Consider the following 22,743-nt stretch of genomic DNA (forward strand, 5'->3'; position numbering starts at 1 on the left):
TCGCAAATGCCGCTACAAAGACAGCGGATCGAACTCCGGGGTCTGGTCCAGGGCTTGGGCTTTCGCCCTTTTGTTTACCGTTTGGCGCAAGAGCATGGATTGGCAGGCTGGGTGCTCAACCGCAGCGAAGGCGTTTTGATTGAAGCCGAAGGCCCAAGTTCTGTTTTGGCGAGTTTTATTGAGGCCTTAAACAGCCAGCGCCCTCCGCTGTCTGTCTTGACAGAAATCAGCACAGAGCTTCTGCCCTGTCTGGGCGAAACACATTTTCAGATTTTGCCTAGCCCCACGAACAGCACAGAAACAGAAGCCTGGATTTTGCCTGATCTTGCCACTTGTGCAGCCTGCGTGCAAGATCTCTTTGAAGCTGGCAACCGGCGTTTTCGCTACCCTTTTACCAACTGTACCTATTGTGGCCCACGTTATACGATTATTCAGAGTTTGCCCTATGACCGCCCACGCACCAGCATGCAAAGCTTTGCCATGTGCCCGGACTGCGAAGCCGAATACCGCGATCCCGGCGACCGCCGTTTTCACGCCCAACCCATTGCCTGCCCCAGTTGTGGCCCCCAATTATCCCTCTGGAACCCCCTGGGAGAGGTTATAGCCGAACGGGAAGCTGCTCTGCAGGCCAGTGAAAAAGCTCTGCAGGCAGGACAAATTTTAGCCTTAAAAGGCCTGGGAGGGTTTCAACTGCTGGTAGATGCCCGCAATGCTGAAGCCGTGGCCCGATTGCGTACCGCCAAACAGCGCGAAGCCAAGCCCCTGGCCCTGATGATGCAAGACCTGATTCAGGTCAAAGCCTATTGCCAGGTTTCAGCTGAAGAAGCCGCACTGCTCACCGGCCCCCAAGCCCCAATCGTGCTCCTGGAGCGTCTGAAGAAACAAAACCTGGCCCCCAATCTGACCCAAACCCTCAATCCCCGCTTGGGCATTATGTTGCCCACCACGCCCCTTCACCATTTGCTTTTAAAGGATTTAGGCTTTCCCTTGGTCGCCACCAGTGGCAATCTCAGCGATGAACCCCTGTGCACAGAGGAGCAGGAGGCCCTGGTGCGTTTACAGGCTATTGCCGATCTGTTTCTGGTGCACAACCGCCCGATTTTACGCCCTGTCGATGATTCTGTGGTACACGTGATTGCGGGCCAACCCACCCAATTGCGCCGGGCACGGGGCTATGCTCCCCTGCCCTTGGCTGTTCCCGCCATTCAAGCTCCCCTGCTGGCCCTGGGAGGTCATTTAAAAAATACCCTGGCCCTGAGCCGCAAGGGCCAGGTTTTTCTCAGCCAGCACCTGGGAGATCTCGACAGCCCCTCAAGCCAAAACCAATACAGGCACCACCTGCACACCCTGCCCAAGCTGCTGGGTATTGAGCCTGAAGCCTTGGCCTGTGACACCCATCCTGATTATTTCTCCAGCCAGCAGGCAGAGCGGATCGCTCTGCCCCGAATTCAAGTACAACACCATTTGGCACATGTTCAAGCCGTGATGGCCGAACACGGCTTAAACGCCCCTTTGCTGGGCATGGCTTGGGACGGTTTGGGCCTGGGAACCGATCAGACCCTCTGGGGAGGCGAAGCGCTTGAACTTTTGCCCACGGGCTGGCAACGCAAGGCCTGGTTGCGCCCCTTTGATTTCGCAGGGGGGGAAAAAGCCCTGCGCAAACCCGCTTATATCGCCCTGGGGCTTTTGCACAGCCTGTGGGGAGAAGAGATCTGGGAGAGATCAGAACTGGCCCCGCTTCAGGCCCTGAAGACCTCTGAACGCAAGCTGCTGAAACAGGCCCTGGCCTCGCCAGAGCTCTGCCAAACCACCTCCAGTATCGGACGTCTCTTCGATGCGCTGGCCAGCCTGCTCGATCTCCGCCAAAGCTGTTCTTTTGAGGGAGAGGCTGCGATTGAACTCGAGTTTTTAGCCCAAAGCTGGTCAGGTTCCGCAGAGCCCTGGCCCATCCCCCTACAGTTCAGTAAAGACGGTTGGATCGCAAATCCTGAGCCCCTGCTCATTGCCCTGCTTGCAGATTTGCAGTTAAACCTGCCCAAACCCCTTTTGGCAGCGCGCTTTCACGCCTCTTTGGTTCAGCTTCTGCTCAACCTCGCTCAAAATAGCGGCTTGGAAACGGTCGTACTCAGCGGCGGTTGTTTTCAAAACCGGCTTTTGCTGACCCAAGCGATTCAAATACTTCAAAGAGCAGGATTCAAGGTATACTGGCCCCAACAGGTTCCGGCCAATGATGGCAGTCTGGCGCTGGGACAAATCCTGGCGCTCCATACTAAAAGGAAGGAAACAGCCCATGTGTCTGGCCATTCCCGGTGAGATTCTTGAAATTCTCGATCCAGAGGATCTTTTACGCCCCGCCCGCGTAGCCTTTGGCAGCATGCGCAAACAGGTTTCACTGGCCTATGTGCCCGAAGCCCAAATCGGAGATTTTGTGCTGGTACACGTGGGCTTTGCCCTGACCGTACTCGACGCCGCTGAAGCAGAACGCACCCTGACAGCCCTGACAGAATTGGGCGCGCTGGAGGAAAATGAAATACCAGACTGAATACCGCCAGCCCGAAGCGATCCAAGCGCTGGCAGAAGAGATTCACAAAACAGTGACCCGCCCCTGGACCCTGATGGAAGTCTGTGGAGGACAAACCCATGCCATCGTCAAATATGGGCTGGATCAACTGCTTCCATCGGGCGTTGAACTGCTGCATGGCCCTGGTTGCCCGGTTTGCGTGACCCCCCTGACCATTCTCGATCAAGCCCAGGCCCTGGCACGAAACCCAAAAGTCGTCCTCTGTTCCTATGGGGATATGCTACGCGTTCCTGGCAGCCAGACCGATCTGCTCAGCGTAAGAGCCCAAGGCGGAGACGTGCGCAACGTGTATTCTCCGCTTGAAGCGGTTGAGCTGGCCCAGGCCCACCCTGAACGTGAGGTGGTTTTTTTAGCGGTGGGCTTTGAAACCACCGTGCCGGGCCACGCCCTGGCCCTGGCGCGAGCCGAACAACTGGGTTTGAAGAACTTTTCGCTGCTGGTTTCTCATGTTTGCGTCCCTCCTGCCCTGGAGGCCATTCTTTCTGCCGAGGGCAACCGTGTGCAGGGATTTCTCGCCGCAGGCCATGTCTGCACTATCATGGGCACAGCAGAATATCTGCCGATTGTTGAAAAATACAAGGTTCCGATTGTGATTACAGGTTTTGAACCCGTGGATATTCTCGCAGGTATCCTGGCCTGTCTGCAAGCCTTAGAAAGCGCCCGTCCCCAATTGCTCAATAGCTACAGCCGGGTGGTGCGTGCAGAAGGCAATCCCGTTGCCCAAAAACAGGTAGATCAGTTCTTTGAACGGGTCGATCGGGCCTGGCGGGGCATTGGCGTCTTGCCTGCCAGTGGCCTGGGGCTACGTGAGATCTGGCAGGGTTTCGACGCGCGCCAGCGCTTTGGTTTGGGGCCGGACACCGCCGAAACCCCCGGCGAATGCCGCAGTGGCGAGGTCTTACAAGGGCGGCTCAAGCCCCCGGAATGCCCGGCATTTGGTAAAGCCTGCACACCAGAACGGCCCTTGGGGGCTCCGATGGTCTCCTCAGAAGGAGCATGTGCAGCCTGGTACCGTTACCGAGGCACCTGAAAAACCGTTTCAAACGCGGGTTTTAACTGGCTCCAAAGCGGAAAAGACTTTTGATCCAGCCCCTTTGAAGTCCAAGTGACAAGTAAGGGCACACGCAGTTTTTGCAACTGTGAAGGGTAAAACACCACAGGCTCATCCAAGATAAAGCCATAACAATCGACTTTGGCTTGCCCCTGAGAAAGTGTCAGATCAGCAGGACGCGAGCCTGGATCTGCACCCAATTTCAATAAATCAGGTTTACACAAGATTAAAGCTGTGGGTTGATGAAAGGCTGGCAAAAGGGTATAAGCTCCGCCCGGAGCAAAAATATCAGCAAAATAAGGATTTTGCGGCATGCTGTTTGCCGTGATCTGTTGCCCCTGAACAGCGGGCGTCTGGCGCGCCAAATCAAAACTTAAGGCCTTTTCTAAAACAGGATGAACAGGTGAAAGAACACGCCACCACCCTTGCTTGTTCTGGCTGACGCGCAATCCTGGAACCAATACCCCCAAAGAAAGAACAGACAAGTTTTGATTCAAAAGACTTAAATCGGCTTTTGTTTTTAGATTTGTTATTTCCCGGGCCTGGCTTAAAACCTGTCTGAATTGCTCTTTCCCTGCCGGATAGGCCCCCTGCATTATTTCTCGATAAGGATTATCTGATGCCTGGTGCAAATAAACCGTGTGATACCAAAAATAGTCATAAGGTGCGCCATCAAATCCATAGGCCGAATTATTAAGATAAGAAGCATCCAACGCTCGCCCCTGCTGAGAAATACTGTTCCAAGCTAAAATAAAGGCAAAGACATATCCCAAGACTCTAAATTTTGCGAATTCAAACTTTTCAAGTGCAGAAAATACATAACCCAAACAGGCCATCGCAACCCAAATTCCCCAGAATTCATACCAAACCGTATCTCTTAAAAGAGCGCGATTGCCAAATAAAAGCAAAGGAAAAAGACAAAAGAGCGAAACTCCCATCATGGCAAGAGGAAAATAATCCATCTGCTCACGCTGCTTACTCCACAGCTCCCAGCCCAAGAAAGCAAAGCCAACGCCACAAATTACAAGATAATCTGCACGGGTACTAAAAATAAAGCGCAGCGTATCTACGATACTGCCCGTTCCCGCTGAGCTGATATCCATCCAGATGCTGGCACGCAAAAGCCCCTGTAAGTAATGCCATCCCAGATTAAAATCAGGAAAGAAACAAAACAAGGGAAAAACAAAAGCAAGACTCAATCCCAATAAAAATCCAGGATACGCAGCGACGATGTTTTGCCAGCGATGACTCAAGCGCTGAAAAAGAAAGAGAAAAGGAAGCGGCAAAAACACCAAGCCCAGCCAGATCACTGGCAGTTTTAAACTGCCCGGCTGAGAGAAATTTGCAACCGGCATGGTTCGTCCGGGCAGAGCAGTGCTGAACCAAGCTGGCCAGGCCAAGATAAAAAACAAGAGCAAACCTGGCAGCAGTTGCAAACCAATCGTTTGAGGCTTAGGACTTTTCTCAGGTGTTTCTACTTCCAGCATTTGCCATATTTGAAAAGCCAAAACCACAGGCATTGCAATGATCGCCTGAACTTTGGTCATCACCGCCAAACTGCTAAAAACCCCGCACAAGAGCAGAGCAGAAAGACGAAACCGAGGGGCTTGGCGAATCATCAAGGCCGAAAGTAGAGCCAGGGCCAGCAAAAAAAGGCTGAAGATTTCCGAACGCAGCGTCATAGCCATATGCAAAACGCCACCTTCTAGGCCCAAGGCAAGACTCGCACTCAACCACAGCCAGGGCATATGTGGAAACAAAACAACCAGCAAAACCACAGCCGTTAAAACAAATAGCCAGACAAGCACCGCTTGAATTTTACGCAAAAACAAAGTCAGTTCAGCCAATCCCAGCGCAGGATCTGCTGCATTCTTCAAGTCTTCCAGGCTGGCCACTGAAATCAGTTGATGGGCACGGGCCATGCGGGTCGCCGAGGCCAAAATAGCCACCATCGCAAATTTAGGGTGGTCCAAATGCGCTGGGGTTTTATGACTGTTCAGTAAAAGCGTATCCTGTGCAGTTGAAGCATCCATATCCCAATAATAATCAAAGGGAAAAACCTGTGAAAGATGCAAATAGAAAGGAAGCAAACCAGAGCAGACTAAAAGAGTTAAAATCAGCAAAACATGCCGACTGTTTTTACGCATGTTTTAAAATTTCCCCAAAAATTGATCAAGTGTATCCTGAAAATAAGCAAGCGCTGAATCGGTAAGATCATGGTGAATGCCCACCATAAAGCCCCGATCATGCACATAATCAGCACCCGGCATCGCTGATTGGCCCTGACGAAATGCGAATTTATGCACCACTGGCTGGCGCAAAAAATTACCTGTAATCAAAGGACGGGTAAAAATTTGGGCAGATTGTAAAGCCCTTTGCAAGTCTTTGCGCTCAAAGGGAGCCCCTGGTTTCACCAGAATGGCCAGACCAAAAGCGGAAGAGGCATGCCCTGGCAAGGCCTGCTGAACCGCCAGCCAATCTCCCCAACGGTTTAAGATATGCGCCTGCAAAATTGCTAAAATATTCTGACGCCGAAGAATAAACGCATCCAGCCTTCCCAACTGACTCAAACCTATCGCAGCGTGCATTTCAGTAGGCCGCAGATTATAGCCAGTTTCAACGAAAAGCCAGCCCCCTGTAAGTTCAGGAAAGCGCTCAATCCAGTCCTGCTGATCACTGCGGCCACGAATCCAACCATGTGCCCGCTGACTGATCAACAGATCCTGCCAATCTTGGGGTTTGCGCATACACACCATTCCCCCCTCAATCGTGGTCATATGGTGGGAGAGAAAAAAGCTGAAGCTGGAAAGGTCTCCAAAATTCCCGACCTTCACACCTTCAATCGTGGCACCATGGGCTTCACAGCAATCTTCAAGCACCCATAAATCATGCTTGCGGGCCAAAGCCATCAACTCAGGCATGGGGCAAGGGTTTCCCAAAACATGTACAGCCACCAGGGCACGGGTTTGGGGAGTAATCGCTGCTTCGACCTGCTCAAGACTCAGGTTCAGAGTCACGGGATCACAGTCCACAAAAACGGGAATGGCCCCCATCTGAACCACTGGAAAAACAGATGTTGACCAGCACACAGCGGGAACAATCACTTCATCACCCGGCTTCAAGGCGGGCTGAGTCTGTTGTGAAGCAAAAGCAGACAAAGCCAGAAGATTGGCTGAGGAGCCTGAATTGACCATCAAAGAGCCAGCCGATTGATTCCAATGGCTCCAGGCCTGCTCAAATTCTGCCACACGTTGCCCCATGCTGACCTGACCGCTAAGTAAAACAGCCACAGCGGCCTGCAAGTCTTCTGGCTCAAAAAGGGTACGCATCAGTTCAAAGGGCTGCTGGGGAGGGGCCTGCATCAATTGGCGCTGGTAGTTGCCTACCCACTCCAGAATCTGATCGTGCTGGGTTTCCAGATCACGCATGGGAAGCTCACTCATTGCGGGCCGGCAGGCAGTTTGAGTTCACGAAAATACAACTTCAGAAAGGCAATCCCCGTTTGAATACTGGGAGACCCCTTTTCAGGTCCAATCCGGTTGCCTTCACGGGTTGGAAACTCAGCAATTTTCAAACCGTATTTAAGCGCCCGAATCGTGCTCTGATACTCTATCGTATATCCCGGCCCATCAGGCGCAAGGCGTTCCCAGGCCCGACGCGTAATCGCACGATAGCCATTGATACTGTCTGTCACAAAGGGATGTTGATGACGGTTAAAACTCATATTCGCCATTAAATTAAAGGCGTTATTTGCCCATTTCCGCCATTTGAAAAATTGGTCGTCTTCTTCATTGCGTGCCCCTTCGACCATGCGCGTGCCAATCACAATATCATGACCGGCTTCCAGCAAAGGTCTGAACTTCGTCAAATCTCGCGGGTCTTCGTTGCCATCGGGGCTAAAAAAAATCAAAGCATCGGCATCTGTCGAGTCAAAGGCTATCCGAAAAGCTTCGCCCCGTCCTTTTGAAACCTGCTCACGTACAGGAAAAGCGTGTTGACGATAGAATTCAAGCGTTCCATCTTTGGAACCCCCATCCACGGCAAAATACTCATCGACACTGCCCAAAGGCAAATCCTTGAAAATAGCCTCCAAACCCGGCAATTCATCAAGGGTCAATAAAACCAAAGCCAATTTCATATGCTTTTTCCTTTGTGCTCTCGGTACCACTGTAAGGTTTTCAAGAGCCCCTCGCGCAAAGGAGTTTCTGTCTGAAAACCTAATTTTTCAAGGGCTTTGCGGTTATCACAATGCCGACGGGGTTGCCCATTGGGCTTGCTGGTATCAAAGATCAACTCCAAAGAGCGGCCTGAAAGCTCCACCAAAAGAGAGGCCAGATCACGAATGGTAATTTCTTCGTCTGCTCCCAAATTAAAGGCCTCAGGCCCCTGGGCTTTTTCAGCCACCGTCAAAAGCCCATTGGCAAAATCTTCAACATAGAGAAAAGAACGGGAAGCACTGCCATCTCCCCAGACCACCAGGGGGTTAATTCCCTGCTCAATTTTATGAACCAAACCCGCAATCACATGGCTGCTTTGCGGATCAAAATCATCGCGCGGCCCATAGGCATTGAAGGGGCGGGCCACGACAATATCCATGCCAAACTCTTCGACATAGGCCTGGGCCATATATTCCTGCATACGCTTAGACCACCCATAACCCGCATTGGTGGGTTCAGGTGTTTCTTTAAAGCCTTCCTCTTCTGGGGTGGGGATACTGCTGTTTCGTGGATACACACAAGCTGAACTGGTCACAAGAAAACGTCTGACTTCTTCTTGACGTGCGGCCTCCAGCGTACTGAGAAAAGCACGCATATTGTCGCGAAAAAGCGAGCCAGGATGAAGACGATTGAATTCAATGCCCCCAACGCGGGCTGCCAAATGCAAAACCAGCTCCTGGCCCTGGCAACAGGCACGCGCAAAAGTTTCATCTTCAAGATTGCCCACCCGGGTATCAATCTCGTTTTTCACATTTTCCAGAAAACGGAAGCGATTCTCTTCAAGACTCGAGGTCGTCGTGACATGGGCCCCGGCAGCGACAAGCTTTTCAACTGTAAAGCTGCCAATAAAGCCATTTCCGCCGGTTACCAAGACCTTGCGGTTGTGCCAGAAATCAACGCCGATTGGCATAATCAAAATCCTGATCACGGTAACCCGAAGGAAGAGAGCGAAACGCCTTGTCTTGACTGGGTTCTAAATTATAATCCAAAGGGTTCAGACCTACCGACTCAAGATCGGCCGCCAACATCAGACGCGCCAATTCTTTCATACGGGTTTTGGCCTCCCAGCCCAATTTGGCTTTGGCTTTTGAAGCATCGCCAATCAAGAGGTCAACCTCTTTGGGACGAAAATAACGGGGATCGATACTGATAATTTCTTCCTGATTGAGGTTTACCTGTTCGCAGCAATAGTCCAAAAACTCTTTGACGGAGTGGGTTTCTCCGGTGGCCAAGACAAAATCCTCAGGTTGCTCCTGTTGCATCATCAACCACATGCCTTCTACGTATTCCCGCGCATAGCCCCAATCGCGTTTGGCTTCTAAATTGCCCAAATATATTTTGCTTTGGTGCCCTGCCAGGATAGCCGCCAGACCCATGGTGATTTTTCGCGTCACAAAGGTTTCACCCCGGCGTGGCGATTCATGATTAAACAAAATGCCATTCACCGCAAACAACTGGTGGGATTCACGCGCATTCATGGTCAACCAATAGGCCATCACTTTGGCACAGGCATAAGGTGAGCAGGGATAAAAAGGGGTCGTTTCACTCTGAGGAATAGCCCGCACATGCCCGTACATTTCACTGGAAGAAGCCTGGTAAAAACGGGCATCTGGTTTTTCTGTCAAAACAGCATCCAAAAGACGCTGAGTGCCCTGCCCAACCACATCAACGGTATAAGAAGGCGCATCAAATGAAACCCGCACATGGGATTGGGCTCCCAAATTATAGACTTCATCGGGCTGAATCTGGCGAATAAGCTGGTTTAAACGACTGGCATCACATAAATCGCCATAATGTAAAAAAAGATTATTCTTCTGTTGGTGAGGGTCTGAAAAAATACGCAAGATACGCTGGGTACTGAAGGTGCTTGACCAACGGATCATGCCATGCACAATATATCCCTTGGCCAATAATAATTCAGCGAGATAAGAACCATCTTGACCGGTTATGCCGGTAATAAAAGCCGTTTTCAAGTCTTTTAACCTTATAAAGAAAAATACGGGTTAAGGCCGCATTTTTTCTTTTTACTTTTGATCACAAATAAGCTCTGGTCAGTATAAGCTCCCTCGCAAGTACAGTCAATGAGGGTGGGTCTGGGTTCTGACGATTCAAAACTACAGCCAAAACCCAGACCAGGGGCTGCTGTATAATACAGAAAAAGCAATTTTCTGGCAGGAATATCCATGCGCATCGCCTTTCTTTCCCGCATTTCACGTGCCTTTAATGGGGAGACCGTCTATCATGAGCCCCTCGGAGGCACCCAAAGCGCAATTGTCTATCTGGCGCGGGAACTTCAAGCCCTGGGCCATGAAGTGCATGTTTTTTGCCAATGCAAAGAAAAAGCGGGTGTTTTTGAGGGCGTAACCTATCACAACGTACCCGACTTGGCCCGATTTGCCCGCCAGAACCCGCTTGATTTTTTTATTTCCTGTGCCGATGAAAGCGCCCTGAAACTGGGCATTCCCGCCCGCCACAACCTGTGGTGGTCCCACAATGACTATTGCTTTTTTTGGCATGAAATGCCCGACCTGCGTGCCAAAACAGCTGAAATTCTCGCCACAAAAGCAGATAAACTGGTCGCCGTCAGTGAATGGCATGCCCAGAAATTATCAGAGGTTCTTCAACTCCCACGCGAACATTTTTGGATCGCCCGCAATGCGGTGCATGCCCCCTGGTTTGAGCCGACACCCCAACCGGCCAGCCCTCCCCGCCTGATTTATTCCAGTGTTCCCGACCGGGGCTTGGATCTTCTGCTTGAGTTTTTTCCTGAAATTCAGGCCCAGGTGCCCGAGGTGGAGCTTCACCTTTATTCCAGTTTCACGGTCTGGGGCAAAAGTGTTGAATGGAATCAGGCCAAAGCAGGGGCCCTGTATGCCGAAGCCCAAGCCCTGCCAGGTGTATTTTTGCATGACCCACTGCCCCACCCGCAATTGGCAGCAGCCCTGCTGGAAGGCTCTTTGATGGTCTATCCCAACCATGCTGCCGACCCCATCGACGAAAGTGGTTTTTGGGCTGAAACTTCCTGCATTGCCGCCCTCGAAGCCCAAGCTGCGGGCTTGCCTGTAATCACCAGCGCACGGGGGGCTTTGCTAGAAACGATTCAGGATCAACAGACGGGATTTGTTTTGCCTGGTGACCCCCACAGTGCAGCCTACCGTCAGAGCTTTATTGAAAAAACCGTCGCCTTGTTGCGCGACCCTGAAGCCCGGCAGAAATTGAGTACAGCCGCCCGTGCCCGCATTCAGGCTGAATATACCTGGCAATTGCGGGCCCGTGAATGGGATCAGTTTTTTCAAAGCTTCAGTTCAAGCCGCATGCAAAGCTCTCCCCTGCTCAGCCCTTTTCCTGCGCCTGAAATTTCAGTGATTATTCCGACCTATAACCGGGCCCGCAATCTCAAAAACTGTCTTGAATCTCTCACCTGGCAAACCTTTAAAGCCTTTGAAGTGATCATCTGCGATGATGGTTCCAGTGATAGCACCCGCGAAGTGGCCGAAAGTTTTCAGGAACGTCTCAATCTGGCCTATCGCTGGCAGGAAGATTTGGGTTTTCGTGCGGCTGAAGCCCGCAATCTGGGATTGAAACGTGCCCGCGCCAAACTGCTCGTTTTTCTGGACAGTGATCTGGTCGTGCCCGAAACCTTTCTTGCTGCACATTGGCAAGCCCACCAAAACTATCGCAATGTGGCTGTCAACAGCTACGTCACCCGCATGCTGGAAGCCGTGGATCAAGATCTGGGCCTTCCTCCTCAGGACTATATCCCCAAGCACCAGGAAATTCTCAAACCCGACAGCCGTGATCGCTACGAACTCTTCGAGCGGACAGGGCCCGTCGAAGAAACCTATTTCCTTGACAGCAATGCCCTCTCCATCTGGCGCGAAGATCTGGAAAGAGTCGGCAATTTTGATGGAAATTTTATCGGCTGGGGACACGAAGACACGGAACTGGGTTACCGCATTGCCCAGTACGGGATGAAGCTGCTGCTGATCAAAGAAGGTGCCACCGCCTACCACCAATACCACAGTGTTTCCGAAAGCAAAGACGAAGAACGAGCCGTCAATTGGAAACTACTCACCAGCAAACATGGGATCAACCGCTGGTATCACCCCCTCTGGGAACTGCCGGTTGAAGGGGGGGTGCAACTGGTCATAGAAGGTGAAATTACCGCCCAAGACAAAATTTTTTCAGTTTGGTCAGATGCCGCCTGGACACTCAAAACAGGCCACCCGATTCCCTTGGCTGGCCTGCACTATCTTGTCAAAATTGAAAACGGAATTCTCAAAGCGATCGAACCCTTCAATGGCAGCCCCGCATGAACACTCCCCCCTCTCTTTTGCGCCGGGGACTGAACGCGCTGGCCCACCATGTGCTGAACCATCCCAAGCGCTGGCTGCTGAGTTGGGTTTTGCTCCTGCTGGTGGCTTTGCCCGGATTTTTAACCGTCAACCGTTTTTTGGTGGGAGGCAATGGCGGTGTCACAAGCTCACAGGCCCTGCACACCAAAGATTTGCTCGAAGCGCGTTTTGATTTTCCCTATACCAGCAATTATCTGCTCGTGATTGAGCATCCCCATCTGACCCTGGAAGCGCCGGCCTACCGTCAGGCCGTTGAAAAAATTGAAAAGGTGCTGCGCAGCCAGGAAGATACACGTGCAATTCAAAGCTGGTACCAAAGCCAGGATGAAATGATGCGCAGTGCCGACGGAAAACGCACCTATCTGCTCATCGGGCAGACCGTAGCTGCCAGCCAGAAACTGGAGCTGCGCACCGGCGAAATCCGGGCAGCCCTTGCTCCCCTGCTCAAAGAACTGCATCAAGAGGCTGGTTTTTCAGCCTATATGACCGGCATGAACGCCGTGATCTACGATATCAACAAGGTCACTAGCGCCAGCACTGCTACGGCCGAGAAACAGGTTTTTGGCCTGACCCTCGTGATTCTGCTCTTGGCCTTTGGTTCGCTGACAGGCGCACTTTTGCCACTTTTGATGGCTGTCGTGGCCATGGTGCTGACCCTGGCAATTGTGGCTGTGATTGCCCAACTCACCATGGTGTCCAACTATGCCCAGAGTATCTCCTCAATGATCGGTCTGGCCGTCGGCATTGATTACGCTCTTTTGCTGGTCTGGCGTCTGCGTCAGGAACGGGAAAAGGGTCTGGAACTGAAAGAAGCCCTGCATCAAACCCTGCTGACGGCCGGAAAATCGGTGATCTTTGCAGGGGGCACCTTTCTGATCGGCTTGGGTGGACTCTTTTTCAGCGGCATTACTGCCCTGTTTTCAATTGGCTTGGGCGGTATTCTGATTGTTGTGGTCAGCGTCGCTGCCAGTTTAACCCTTTTGCCTGCACTGCTACTCTTACTCGGCCCTTGGCTCGATTTTCCCAAAACCTGGGCCACACGCCTGCAAAACCTGCGTCCTTCGCGCCTCTGGAAACCTCTGGCCTATCACGTCATGCGCCACCCCTGGGTCTATGGCAGCGCTTCACTGGCAATCGTTCTGGCGATCAGCAGTCCGGCCCTGATGCTACAAATTCGCCAGTTTGACATGCCCAACCTGCCTGATCGGCTGGAATCCAAACAGGGCTTTGACCGTATGATCCAAATGCAGGTTTCAGGCCAAATGATTCCCCTCTTTCTCGTGCTGGAGACACAAAAGCCAAGCCTTCTCAATGCCGAAGACCTGCACCAGCTCAAACGCGTGCATGCCCAGCTCCAGGCCAACCCCTTGATCGAGCGCGTGATCAGCCTGGCCACCCCCCTGCAGGAACACCCCGATCTAGCCAATCAACTGCCTTTGATCCGTCTGCTGACCCCCAATCTTTTCAATCTTTTGCTCAGTCACGATGAAAAATTGACTTTGATTCAGGTGATTCCTAAAAAGCTGGGGGATTTTGACGAAATTGTCAATCTCTGTCGTGATCTGCGCCTGCAACTGGGCCCCGAACTGCTGAAACAGGGCCTGACCCTGCACACGGGAGGCCCCCCCGCTCTGACCCTCGATTATAACGAAGCCACTTTCAGCCACAGCCCCCAAATTCTGATTGGCGTGGTCATCGCCACCTGGCTGGTCTTGCTCTTTTCTCTGCGCTCCTGGCTGATTGCCTTCAAGGCCATTCTGCTCAATCTCTGCTCTGTGGCCGTCAGCTATGGTGTGATCACCCTGATCTTTCAGGAAGGTTTGATTCCAGGGATTCAAACCCAAGCGATTATGGCCTATGTACCCTTGCTGCTATTTTGCCTGATTTTTGGCCTCTCGATCGATTACGAGGTTTTTCTCATGACCCGTATCCGCGAAGCCTATGAAAGCGGTGAAAGCAATGAAGAAGCCACTGCCACCGGCATTCGCGCCACCGGAGATGTGATCACCTATGCAGCCCTGGTCATGGGTCTGGTCTTTGGGGCCTTTACCCAAGTTGAAATCAGCATTATCAAACAATTGGGCTTTGGTCTGGCCACCGCGATTCTGGTCGATGCCACCCTGATTCGCATGGTACTCGTGCCTGCCTTTATGAAAATTGGCGGGCGCTGGAACTGGCGTTAAAAAAAATCCCGCCAGGGCAGGCGGGAGAGCAAGACTCGGGGCATCGAGCACGACTTCATCATCTATGAAGGAAACACCTTTAGTATGTCTGTTTTGATTGAAAAGCCACTGAGCAGCACATGAAGAAAGTCTGAGACTTTCCTGAGAAATTCCTGAGAGCGCTGAAAAATTCAGGCCACAAAGGGCAGCCCCTGCCGACTGACATGCCAAGGGCCAGAAATGGTAAACTGATACCTGAATTTCCAGATTTTTTGCTGAAGGCAGTATTGCATGACCAAATACGTATTTATTACCGGTGGCGTAGTTTCAGGCATTGGCAAAGGCATTGTTGCCTCTTCACTTGGCCGTCTGCTGAAAAGCCATGGCTTTCAAATCAGCCTGCTCAAACTCGACCCGTATATCAACCTCGACCCCGGCACCATGAGCCCCTATCAGCATGGTGAAGTTTTTGTGACTGAAGACGGAGCTGAAACCGACCTCGATCTGGGCCACTATGAGCGTTTTACAGATATCAACCTCAGCCGACGCAGCAATTTGACCACCGGCGCAATTTACCTGCGTGTGATTCAGAAAGAACGCCGGGGTGACTACCTCAGCGGCACCGTTCAGGTCGTGCCGCATATTACCAACGCCATTAAAGAACATATTCTCAGCGCAGCGGCCCCAGATACCGATGTGGTAATCACTGAAATTGGCGGTACGGTCGGCGATATCGAGAGCCTGCCCTTTATTGAAGCCATTCGCCAGGTGCGCAAGGATCTCGGACGCGACAATGTGCTCTATCTGCATGTAACCTGGATTCCATATATCAAGGCCGTGGGCGAACTCAAAACCAAACCCAGCCAACACAGCGTGATGGAATTACGCCGCCACGGGATTCATCCAGACATGCTGGTCTGCCGCACAGAGCGCCAGCTCGATGCCGGGATCCGGGAAAAACTCTCTCAATTCTGCGATATCGACCTCGAAGCCGTGATTCAGTGCAAAGATGTTAAATCAATTTACGAAGTGCCTTTTCTGCTCGAAAAAGATGGGCTCGCCCGCCAGGTGCTGCAACGCCTGAAACTCACCCCTCCCCGCCCAGAACTGGATTGGGAAGGCTGGGATGCCTGGGTCGCCCACCTGAAAAAACCCCGCCATACGCTCAAAATTGGTCTGGTGGGCAAATATGTTCAATTGCCTGACGCCTATCTGAGCGTCACCGAATCGCTGCGCCATGCCGCCGCCCGGCGCGATGCCGAAGTTGAAATCCAATGGATTCACGCCGACGAAGAAATGGAAGGCCCTGAAGTAGAAGCACATCTGGCCGAACTCGATGGCATTCTGGTGCCTGGCGGATTTGGCGTGCGTGGTGTAGAAGGTAAAATCGCAGCCATTCGCTATGCACGGATCCAAAAAGTGCCTTTCTTGGGGCTTTGTCTGGGTCTGCAATGCGTGGTAATCGAATACGCCCGCAATGTCTGTGGCTTAGAGGGCGCGCACAGTGCTGAATTTGCCCCCGAAGCCCCGCATCTGGTGGTGGATATTATGCCCGCCCAACGGGATCTTGAAAACCTGGGGGGAACCATGCGTTTGGGCTCTTATCCCTGCAAACTTCACGAAAACTCAAAGCTGTATCAGCTCTATGGCTCCGAAATGATCCAAGAACGCCACCGCCACCGCTATGAAGTCAACAATGATTACCGTGAAAGCCTTGAGCGGCACGGCCTGATGATTTCAGGCACCTCTCCCGATGGCTATCTGGTTGAAACCGTCGAATTGCCCGAACACCCCTATTTCGTGGCCACCCAGTTTCACCCAGAGTTTAAATCCCGCCCCAACCGCCCCAGCCCCTGTTTTCAGGGCTTTATTGACGCCGCCCTGGCCCATCTCCAAAACACCTCACAGGAAACCTAAAATTCATGACAACGCCCCCCCTTTCCAACGAAACACAGCAAAAACTGATCGAAGCGGCCCGACAGGCCTTTCGCCACTCCTATACCCCCTATTCTCTCTTTCCCGTAGGCGCCAGCCTCTTGGCGGTGAACGAAGATGGCAGCGAAAGCCTGATCAGTGGCTGCAATGTTGAGAACGCCTCCTTTGGTCTGGCAATCTGTGCAGAACGGGTGGCGCTGACCAAAGCCGTATCCGAAGGCCACCGCCATTTCAAAGCCATTGCCATTTCTGCCCAGAAAATGCAGCCCTGCTTCCCCTGCGGCACCTGCCTGCAGTTTATCCGTGAATTTGGCGCAGATATTCAAGTTATTTTGGAACAAGCCGATGGCAGCGCTCAGGTGCTGCCGATCGCTGAAATGCTGCCCTATACCTTTACCGGAGAAGACCTGCGGCGCTCTGACGAAGAAAGCGACTGAAACCAGCCCCCAATCCCCTCCCTGTTTGTGTTAGGATGCCTGCAGATATTTTTTGAGACAGGAGAGAGTGTCATGTCTGAAATCAAAACGGTTGCCGTATTGGGCATGGGAACCATGGGCTCTGGAATAGCCCAGGTCTGCGCCCAGGCCGGCCTGAAAACCCGCTGCTATGAAATCAAGCAGGAATTGGTCGACAAAGGTCTGGCCATGATTCACAAAAATTTGGATTTTGGCCTGAGCAAAGGCAAATTCACAGAAGAAAATGTCAGTACCGCCAAAGCCAATCTGCACCCCAGCACCGATCTGAAGGATCTGAACGATGTGGATCTGGTGATCGAAGCTGTGGTAGAGGATATCGCCATCAAGCAAGAAGTTTTTGCCCAATTGGATAAAATCTGCCCCGAGCACACGCTTCTGGCCAGCAATACCTCCTCCCTTTCGATCACTGAAATTGCTGCGGCCACCCAACGCACCGACCGGGTCCTGGGCTTGCATTTCTTTAATCCTGCCTATCTGATGAAATTGGTAGAAGTGGTCAAAGGGCTCGAAACCAGCGAGGAAAGTGTCAAGCTGGCATACAGCTTTGTGGAAAAGCTGGGGAAAACCGCTGTTTTGGCCAAAGACACCCCCGGTTTTATTGTCAACCTGCTGCTGATTCCCTATCTGCTGGATGCCGCTCGGGTCTATGAAAATGGCCTGGCCACCGCCGTGGATATCGACAATGCCATGAAGCTGGGCGCAGGTTATCCCATGGGCCCCCTGACCCTGATGGATATGATCGGCATTGATGTCTGCGTCAAGGTCGGAGATATTCTCTTTGATGCCTACCACGAGCCCAAATACAATGTGCCCCCCCTGATGCGCCGCATGGTCATGGCTGGGCATCTTGGCCGCAAGTCTGGCCGGGGCTTCTACGCCTATTAAACCAGAAGCAGGCCGGAGCAAATTTTCTGGCCTGCTCTCCGAGAAAGTATAGATACCCCATTGCACGCTTTTGAAAGGATTTTTGAATGCCGTTTTCTTTTAGCCTACGCACGTTGAGCACTCTTTGTGTGTTTTCTCTGCTCTCATTTTCTCTCATCAATCTGACAGCATCAGCCCAGGCACAAACAACAAAGATTCCCGTTGCCGTTCTGGATTTATTGGCAAAAGGCGATGCCATGGCCAGTGAAGCAGGTATATTAACGGATCGGGTGCGCAGTCTGGTGGTGCAAAGCCAGACTTATCAGGTCATGAAACGTGAATCCATGGACAAAATCATGCGTGAACAGGGGTTTCAAAGCACCCAAGACTGTACCGGAGAAGCCTGATCGATTCAAATGGGCCGACTCTTGGCTGTCAAACAAATCATGACAGCCAACACGTTTGAACCAAAATTATGCCCTCACCCTGCGCGTAATCGATGCCGAAAAAGGTTTAATTCTGAGAGAAGAGTTTTTAGATTGCGCTTATAATCTCGAGACCCTGACCCGCGATCGCCTGCCCAATTTGGTGGCTTTGCTGATGGGGGCAAAGCCCACCCCACAGCCCGAAACCAGCCACAAACCCATACGTGTTCTGCGCCCCTGGCTTCTGCTTGGAGAAGGGGGGAATATCAACGTGGGCAAACTGGGCGTTCAGTTCAACTTCAATGAATATTTCGCTTTGCATGGGGGACCGGGTTATGGTTTTGCCAATAATCTTCAGATTAAATATCCTGGCGATTTGGGATACGACTTCGCTCAACCCATGGGTTTTGGCGGGGTTAAAGTCTATTTCAACCCCCATGATCTGGCAGGTTTTCTCGATCTGGATTACGTCAGCACGAATTTTATCAATGGCATGCTCGGGCTTGAATATCGCCACCCTCAAGGCCTGACCTTTTCAGCCTCTGGGGGATTGGGCTATGATATCCGCGTAAACAGTCCCCGGTTGATATTTGGCGGCGGCGTTGGGTTTTCCTTTTAAGATAAGTTGACACGCTGGGCTTCTTCCTGGGTTAAACTGCGTTTACCAAGGAGAACCCCCTGCCATGTCCATCATTGCCCCTCCCATTCGTCAACTTTTCGCCTATCTGCGCCCCGATGCACTGCGCTTTCGCTGGGCCAGTCTCTGCAGTATCCTCAATAAAATCCTAGATCTGATGCCGCCTTTGCTGGTAGGTTGGATCACCGACTCTGTCAGCGGCAAGCCTCCTGGCTGGATCCAAGCTGTCATGGGTCAGGCCAGCCCCTGGAACATGGCTGTTTTTCTTTCGATTCTGGCCGTCTTGATTTTCGCAGGCGAAAGCCTGTTTGAATGGCTCTTTCAACGAGAATTTATGAGCCTGGCCCAAGACGTGCAACACCGTCTGCGGGTTGAAACCTATGCGCGGATTCAATCCCGTGAAATCCGTTTTTTTGAGAACCAGCGCATGGGTGAAACCTTGGCCATACTCAACGACGATGTCAATCAACTCGAACGCTTTCTCAATACCGGCTTCAATGAAATTTTGCAGCTGATTGTGCTCTTTGTTTTTTCAATGGTGGTCATGCTGACTGTTTCCTGGGAGCTTTCGCTGATTGGGTTGATACCCATTCCCTTGATTCTTTTGGGCAGTGCCCTCTACCAGAAAAAAATTGCCCCCCGCTACGATCAGGTGCGTCAGGCTGTAGGAGCTCTGGCCAGCCGGCTTGAAAACAATCTGGGGGGAATTCTTGTAATTCAGAGCTTTACCGCTGAAGCCTTCGAATTGGAAAGGGTTCAAAGCAGCTCTGAAGATTATCGCAAAGCCAATCTCGATGCGATTCGCCTTTCCGCAGCGTATATTCCGATCATTCGCATGGCAATTGCCTTGGGGTTTGGAGGCGTGCTCCTGATCGGGGCCTGGTGGGTTCTACAGGGAACAGGCCGTGTCAGCGTGGGCGAACTTGTGCTTTTTTCAATGTTGGTTCAACGTTTGCTCTGGCCCATTACCCGCCTGGGCCAAACCTTCGACCTCTACGAACGGGCCCGTGCCAGTGCCAAGCGCATTTTTGAACTGCTGAATACTCCCGCTGAAATTCAAAGTCCCCCTCAAGCCAAGCCCCTGCTGCGGGCCGAAGGTTCCGTTCATTTTGAACAGGTCCATTTTGCCTATGACCCGGCCCTGCCTGTTCTGAAAGGCCTGGAATTTGAAATTCCGGCCGGAGAAATGGTTGGCTTTGCGGGTACGACAGGAGCAGGCAAATCAACCTTGATCAAACTGCTTCTGCGACTCTATGACCCCAGCCAGGGAGCCGTCAAACTCGATGGCATTGATCTGCGTGACCTGGATTTGCGCGATCTGCGACGCCAGATTGCCCTGGTCAGCCAGGATGTCTATCTTTTTCATGGCAGCCTGCGTGAAAATATTGCCTATGGCCTCAGCGAGGTTTCAGATGCTGCAATTGAAGAAGCTGCGCGCAAAGCCGAACTGCATGAATTTATTGTCAGCCTGCCCCAGGGCTACGCAACCCTGGTCGGAGAACGGGGAATCAAGCTTTCAGGGGGTCAGCGTCAACGCTTGAGCATTGCCCGCGCCCTGCTCAAAAATGCCCCTGTACTGGTATTGGATGAGGCAACGTCTTCAGTCGATACCGAAACCGAACGCGCCATTCAACGCAACCTGCATACCCTGGTACAAGGACGCACCGCCCTGGTGATCGCCCACCGGCTGTCGACCATTCGCCACGCCCACCGCATTCTTGTTCTGCGGGAAGGCCAAATCGCCGAGCAGGGCACCCACGAAGCCTTACTTGAACAGGCCGGAATCTATGCCGATCTCTGGCACTTACAATTGGGTGACGCCTATGTCAGTTGAGATTGTCTATGCCCGCCCCGAGCTGTTGGAATCCTTTTGGCAAACCCTGGATACGGTGGCGCGGGAGCGCATGTATATCGAAATGACCGAAGCAGCACCGCTGGAGCAGATTACCCGGTTTCAAACCCAGATGATCGCAGCCCAGATGCCTGTTTATTATGCCTTGAAAGATGAAAAAGTGATCGGTTGGGTGGATATCTGCCCCCCGGGCAACCCCCGCTTGGCCCACCGTGGTTTTTTGGGCATGGGGCTTTTGCCCCAAGCCCGTGGGCTGGGCCTGGGCCAAAAATTGCTTGAAACCGCCCTTGAACACGCCCGCAAAAAAACGGCGCTTGAGAAAATCGAACTCTTGGTCTTTACCAGCAATATTGCAGCAATAGGCTTGTACCGCAAACTGGGGTTCAGTGAGATCGGCATTATACGCCACTTTCGAAAATTAGACGGGGTTTATTTTGATTGCCTGGAAATGGAGCTTTTTATAAAATAAATGAACAATCATTTATTAATGAATTGTTATTCAATAACTTTTCAAAACCAAAACTATTTTAAATGATCGTTCAAATTTAGTCTGTGGCAGAGCACACTTTTGCCTCAAACCAGGGCTGAAAAACCAGCAAAAAAGCAAGGGGTTTCAAACGATAAGCTGAAAGCGCCTCGCAGGCGAATATCGGCATCAGTGGCGCCTGCCTGTTTGAGAACCTCCACCAAACGGTTGACTTCTTTGGCCTGGGTCAGGGCAGCACGCCCAAAACAGAGCAGCCCTTCACCACAAGATGAAGGTCGACAGCATGCGCAGCCACCTCCTTGCTCGGCTTCCAGTTCAAGATAGGGTTCAGACTCAGGCAAAAGCTCCTCCAGCACAGTGATACACTTAATCATCGCAGCTATACGCTTGTTTTAGAGCTCGGCAAAGCTTAAACTGCGCTCAGAAAAAACTGAAAAGGAAAAAAACATGCCCTTGCCCCCCTTACGAGACTTGTTGGATGTGGCCATGGAAGCAGCCTGGACAGCTGGACGGCAAACCTTGGGCTGGTTCAATACCCGGCTGGAGATTGAGTGGAAAGCCGATCTCTCCCCTGTGACCCAGGCCGATCGCGAAGCGGAACGCAGCCTGCGCCGGATCATTCACGCCGCATTCCCTGATCACGGAATTCTGGGCGAAGAATATGGTGAACAACCCGGCACAGAGCCTGTGCGCTGGATTTTGGATCCGATTGACGGCACCCGCTCCTTCGCCCGCGGCATTCCCCTCTATGGCGTACAGGTTGGGGTAGAAGTTCAAGGAGAACCTGTGGTCGGCGTGATTTATCTGCCCGTTCTGGATCAAATGCTGGCAGCCCATCAAGGCGGTGGCTGTACTTTGAATGGACGCCCCTGCCATGTCTCTGACGTGTCTGAACCCAGCCAGGCCCTGCTGATCGCCCATGACCTGCATTTGATCGAGGCGCGCTGGGAGGGCCTTCCCCACCTGGCCTCAGAAGTGCAAAATTTTCGCAATTGGGGGGATTGTTATTCTTTTTTTCAAGTGATCACAGGCAAAGCTGAAATGGTAATCGAACCGCGCATGAGCGTCTGGGACAATGCCCCCCTGCTGACTCTGCTCGAAGAAGCCGGAGGCTGTTTTAGCAATTGGCAGGGAAAGCGCACCATTCATGGCGGAGAAGCCTTGGCCAGCAATGGCAGGTTTCACCCCTATTTGCTCGAAAAACTCAGGAACAGCCGGCCTCTGCCTCAGGCTTGAGTGGCGACGTATTCAGCGGCGTAGCGCTTCATATCACGAATCATGGCGACCAGGCCATTGGAACGGGTGCTGGACAGGTGTTGATCCAGACCAATCCGTTGAAAGACATTCAATTCGGCCTGTAGAATTTCAGCGGGCGTATGACCAGAAAGCATACGCACAAGCAGACTGACCAATCCTTTAACAATCATGGCCTCGCTGTCGGCCTGAAACTGAATCACACCCGTTTGGGGATCAAACTCAGCATTGAGCCAGACATTGGATTGACAGCCGAGAATACGCTTTGCTTCAATTTTATGCTCTGGGGCCAAGGGGGGAAGTTCCATTCCCAATTCGATCAAATATTCGTATTTTTCAGACCAATCTGAAAAATCAGAGAAATCCGCAACAATCAGATCCTGGATTTCTGTAATGCTCTGGCTCATATACCGCCCCATGTATTTAGACTTGCTCTATTTTAGCCCC

21 protein-coding genes are annotated in these 22,743 nt (G+C 52.0%); 13 read left to right on the forward strand and 8 right to left on the reverse strand.

What is annotated here, in order from left to right:
* The first annotated feature begins 6 nt into the window (after positions 1-6).
* Genes hypF through COW20_07280 form a run of 3 tightly spaced genes read left to right on the forward strand, consistent with a single transcriptional unit; the run spans position 7 to position 3,611 of the window.
* Entirely contained in the window at positions 7-2,313 is a 2,307-nt protein-coding gene (gene hypF / locus COW20_07270) for a carbamoyltransferase HypF (protein PIW48914.1), read from the forward strand.
* Positions 2,291-2,542, forward strand: coding sequence for a HypC/HybG/HupF family hydrogenase formation chaperone (hypC, locus tag COW20_07275; GenBank protein PIW48915.1), 252 nt, complete (start codon positions 2,291-2,293; stop codon positions 2,540-2,542). Before hypF ends, hypC begins: the two co-directional genes overlap by 23 nt.
* Positions 2,526-3,611: a hydrogenase formation protein HypD gene (locus tag COW20_07280; protein ID PIW48916.1), complete on the forward strand. Its 1,086-nt coding sequence runs from the start codon at positions 2,526-2,528 to the stop codon at positions 3,609-3,611. Before hypC ends, COW20_07280 begins: the two co-directional genes overlap by 17 nt.
* Here COW20_07280 and COW20_07285 read toward each other — a convergent pair.
* Genes COW20_07285 through COW20_07310 form a run of 6 tightly spaced genes read right to left on the reverse strand, consistent with a single transcriptional unit; the run spans position 3,596 to position 10,034 of the window.
* The gene (locus tag COW20_07285; GenBank protein PIW48917.1) at positions 3,596-5,779 is read right to left on the reverse strand and encodes a hypothetical protein; all 2,184 of its coding nucleotides are present in this window, start codon (positions 5,777-5,779) and stop codon (positions 3,596-3,598) included. The genes COW20_07280 and COW20_07285 overlap by 16 nt on opposite strands.
* A 3-nt stretch (positions 5,780-5,782) precedes the next feature.
* Complete coding sequence (locus tag COW20_07290) at positions 5,783-7,075, reverse strand: DegT/DnrJ/EryC1/StrS family aminotransferase (protein ID PIW48918.1); 1,293 nt, start codon at positions 7,073-7,075, stop codon at positions 5,783-5,785.
* Entirely contained in the window at positions 7,072-7,770 is a 699-nt protein-coding gene (locus COW20_07295) for a hypothetical protein (protein PIW48919.1), read from the reverse strand. Before COW20_07295 ends, COW20_07290 begins: the two co-directional genes overlap by 4 nt.
* On the reverse strand, positions 7,767-8,759 hold the full coding sequence (locus tag COW20_07300; protein PIW48920.1) for a GDP-fucose synthetase: 993 nt from the start codon (positions 8,757-8,759) through the stop codon (positions 7,767-7,769). Before COW20_07300 ends, COW20_07295 begins: the two co-directional genes overlap by 4 nt.
* On the reverse strand, positions 8,743-9,822 hold the full coding sequence (gene gmd / locus COW20_07305; protein PIW48921.1) for a GDP-mannose 4,6-dehydratase: 1,080 nt from the start codon (positions 9,820-9,822) through the stop codon (positions 8,743-8,745). Before gmd ends, COW20_07300 begins: the two co-directional genes overlap by 17 nt.
* An 11-nt stretch (positions 9,823-9,833) precedes the next feature.
* Complete coding sequence (locus COW20_07310) at positions 9,834-10,034, reverse strand: hypothetical protein (GenBank protein ID PIW48922.1); 201 nt, start codon at positions 10,032-10,034, stop codon at positions 9,834-9,836.
* Between COW20_07310 and COW20_07315 the strand changes: the two genes are divergently transcribed.
* The 9 genes from COW20_07315 to COW20_07355 all read left to right on the forward strand — a co-directional run bounded on the left by COW20_07315 (position 10,033) and on the right by COW20_07355 (position 21,024).
* Positions 10,033-12,165, forward strand: a complete 2,133-nt coding sequence (locus COW20_07315; GenBank protein PIW48923.1) for a hypothetical protein — start codon at positions 10,033-10,035, stop codon at positions 12,163-12,165. The two genes, COW20_07310 and COW20_07315, sit on opposite strands and share 2 nt — an antisense overlap.
* Positions 12,162-14,387 carry a hypothetical protein gene (locus tag COW20_07320; GenBank protein PIW48924.1) on the forward strand — a complete coding sequence of 742 codons (2,226 nt, stop codon included), beginning with the start codon at positions 12,162-12,164 and terminating at the stop codon, positions 14,385-14,387. Before COW20_07315 ends, COW20_07320 begins: the two co-directional genes overlap by 4 nt.
* Before the next feature lie 270 nt (positions 14,388-14,657).
* A complete protein-coding gene (locus COW20_07325) occupies positions 14,658-16,283 on the forward strand; it encodes a CTP synthase (protein PIW48925.1) in 1,626 nt (541 codons plus the stop codon).
* Between the two features lie 5 nt (positions 16,284-16,288).
* Positions 16,289-16,738, forward strand: coding sequence for a cytidine deaminase (gene cdd / locus COW20_07330; GenBank protein PIW48926.1), 450 nt, complete (start codon positions 16,289-16,291; stop codon positions 16,736-16,738).
* Between the two features lie 72 nt (positions 16,739-16,810).
* Positions 16,811-17,662, forward strand: a complete 852-nt coding sequence (locus tag COW20_07335; protein PIW48927.1) for a 3-hydroxybutyryl-CoA dehydrogenase — start codon at positions 16,811-16,813, stop codon at positions 17,660-17,662.
* Between the two features lie 86 nt (positions 17,663-17,748).
* A complete protein-coding gene (locus tag COW20_07340; protein ID PIW48928.1) occupies positions 17,749-18,048 on the forward strand; it encodes a hypothetical protein in 300 nt (99 codons plus the stop codon).
* 55 nt (positions 18,049-18,103) lie between these two features.
* Positions 18,104-18,685 carry a hypothetical protein gene (locus COW20_07345; GenBank protein PIW48929.1) on the forward strand — a complete coding sequence of 194 codons (582 nt, stop codon included), beginning with the start codon at positions 18,104-18,106 and terminating at the stop codon, positions 18,683-18,685.
* 64 nt (positions 18,686-18,749) lie between these two features.
* Positions 18,750-20,537, forward strand: a complete 1,788-nt coding sequence (locus COW20_07350; GenBank protein PIW48930.1) for an ATPase — start codon at positions 18,750-18,752, stop codon at positions 20,535-20,537.
* Positions 20,491-21,024, forward strand: a complete 534-nt coding sequence (locus COW20_07355) for a GNAT family N-acetyltransferase (protein ID PIW48931.1) — start codon at positions 20,491-20,493, stop codon at positions 21,022-21,024. Before COW20_07350 ends, COW20_07355 begins: the two co-directional genes overlap by 47 nt.
* Before the next feature lie 104 nt (positions 21,025-21,128).
* On the opposite strand, the gene COW20_07360 is transcribed toward COW20_07355, so the two are convergent.
* On the reverse strand, positions 21,129-21,383 hold the full coding sequence (locus COW20_07360) for a hypothetical protein (GenBank protein PIW48932.1): 255 nt from the start codon (positions 21,381-21,383) through the stop codon (positions 21,129-21,131).
* Positions 21,384-21,489: 106 nt separating this feature from the next.
* Here COW20_07360 and COW20_07365 point away from each other — a divergent pair, with 106 nt between their 5' ends.
* A complete protein-coding gene (locus COW20_07365; protein PIW48933.1) occupies positions 21,490-22,278 on the forward strand; it encodes a histidinol phosphate phosphatase in 789 nt (262 codons plus the stop codon).
* Here the strand turns inward: COW20_07365 and COW20_07370 are convergent.
* Positions 22,269-22,703, reverse strand: coding sequence for a Fe-S metabolism protein SufE (locus COW20_07370; protein ID PIW48934.1), 435 nt, complete (start codon positions 22,701-22,703; stop codon positions 22,269-22,271). The two genes, COW20_07365 and COW20_07370, sit on opposite strands and share 10 nt — an antisense overlap.
* Positions 22,704-22,743 lie beyond the last annotated feature (40 nt).

It is taken from the genome of bacterium (Candidatus Blackallbacteria) CG13_big_fil_rev_8_21_14_2_50_49_14 (genome assembly GCA_002783405.1).
Taxonomy (GTDB): domain Bacteria; phylum Cyanobacteriota; class Sericytochromatia; order UBA7694; family UBA7694.

What these genes read in the sequence shown, in the direction of transcription:
- hypF (PIW48914.1), top strand. Translation starts at nt 7, where the DNA reads ATGCCGCTACAAAGACAGCGGATCGAACTCCGGGGTCTGGTCCAGGGC.
- hypC (PIW48915.1), top strand. Translation starts at nt 2,291, where the DNA reads ATGTGTCTGGCCATTCCCGGTGAGATTCTTGAAATTCTCGATCCAGAG.
- COW20_07280 (PIW48916.1), top strand. Translation starts at nt 2,526, where the DNA reads ATGAAATACCAGACTGAATACCGCCAGCCCGAAGCGATCCAAGCGCTG.
- COW20_07285 (PIW48917.1), bottom strand. Translation starts at nt 5,779, where the DNA reads ATGCGTAAAAACAGTCGGCATGTTTTGCTGATTTTAACTCTTTTAGTC.
- COW20_07290 (PIW48918.1), bottom strand. Translation starts at nt 7,075, where the DNA reads ATGAGTGAGCTTCCCATGCGTGATCTGGAAACCCAGCACGATCAGATT.
- COW20_07295 (PIW48919.1), bottom strand. Translation starts at nt 7,770, where the DNA reads ATGAAATTGGCTTTGGTTTTATTGACCCTTGATGAATTGCCGGGTTTG.
- COW20_07300 (PIW48920.1), bottom strand. Translation starts at nt 8,759, where the DNA reads ATGCCAATCGGCGTTGATTTCTGGCACAACCGCAAGGTCTTGGTAACC.
- COW20_07315 (PIW48923.1), top strand. Translation starts at nt 10,033, where the DNA reads ATGCGCATCGCCTTTCTTTCCCGCATTTCACGTGCCTTTAATGGGGAG.
- COW20_07310 (PIW48922.1), bottom strand. Translation starts at nt 10,034, where the DNA reads ATGGATATTCCTGCCAGAAAATTGCTTTTTCTGTATTATACAGCAGCC.
- COW20_07320 (PIW48924.1), top strand. Translation starts at nt 12,162, where the DNA reads ATGAACACTCCCCCCTCTCTTTTGCGCCGGGGACTGAACGCGCTGGCC.
- COW20_07325 (PIW48925.1), top strand. Translation starts at nt 14,658, where the DNA reads ATGACCAAATACGTATTTATTACCGGTGGCGTAGTTTCAGGCATTGGC.
- cdd (PIW48926.1), top strand. Translation starts at nt 16,289, where the DNA reads ATGACAACGCCCCCCCTTTCCAACGAAACACAGCAAAAACTGATCGAA.
- COW20_07335 (PIW48927.1), top strand. Translation starts at nt 16,811, where the DNA reads ATGTCTGAAATCAAAACGGTTGCCGTATTGGGCATGGGAACCATGGGC.
- COW20_07340 (PIW48928.1), top strand. Translation starts at nt 17,749, where the DNA reads ATGCCGTTTTCTTTTAGCCTACGCACGTTGAGCACTCTTTGTGTGTTT.
- COW20_07350 (PIW48930.1), top strand. Translation starts at nt 18,750, where the DNA reads ATGTCCATCATTGCCCCTCCCATTCGTCAACTTTTCGCCTATCTGCGC.
- COW20_07355 (PIW48931.1), top strand. Translation starts at nt 20,491, where the DNA reads ATGCCGATCTCTGGCACTTACAATTGGGTGACGCCTATGTCAGTTGAG.
- COW20_07365 (PIW48933.1), top strand. Translation starts at nt 21,490, where the DNA reads ATGCCCTTGCCCCCCTTACGAGACTTGTTGGATGTGGCCATGGAAGCA.
- COW20_07370 (PIW48934.1), bottom strand. Translation starts at nt 22,703, where the DNA reads ATGAGCCAGAGCATTACAGAAATCCAGGATCTGATTGTTGCGGATTTC.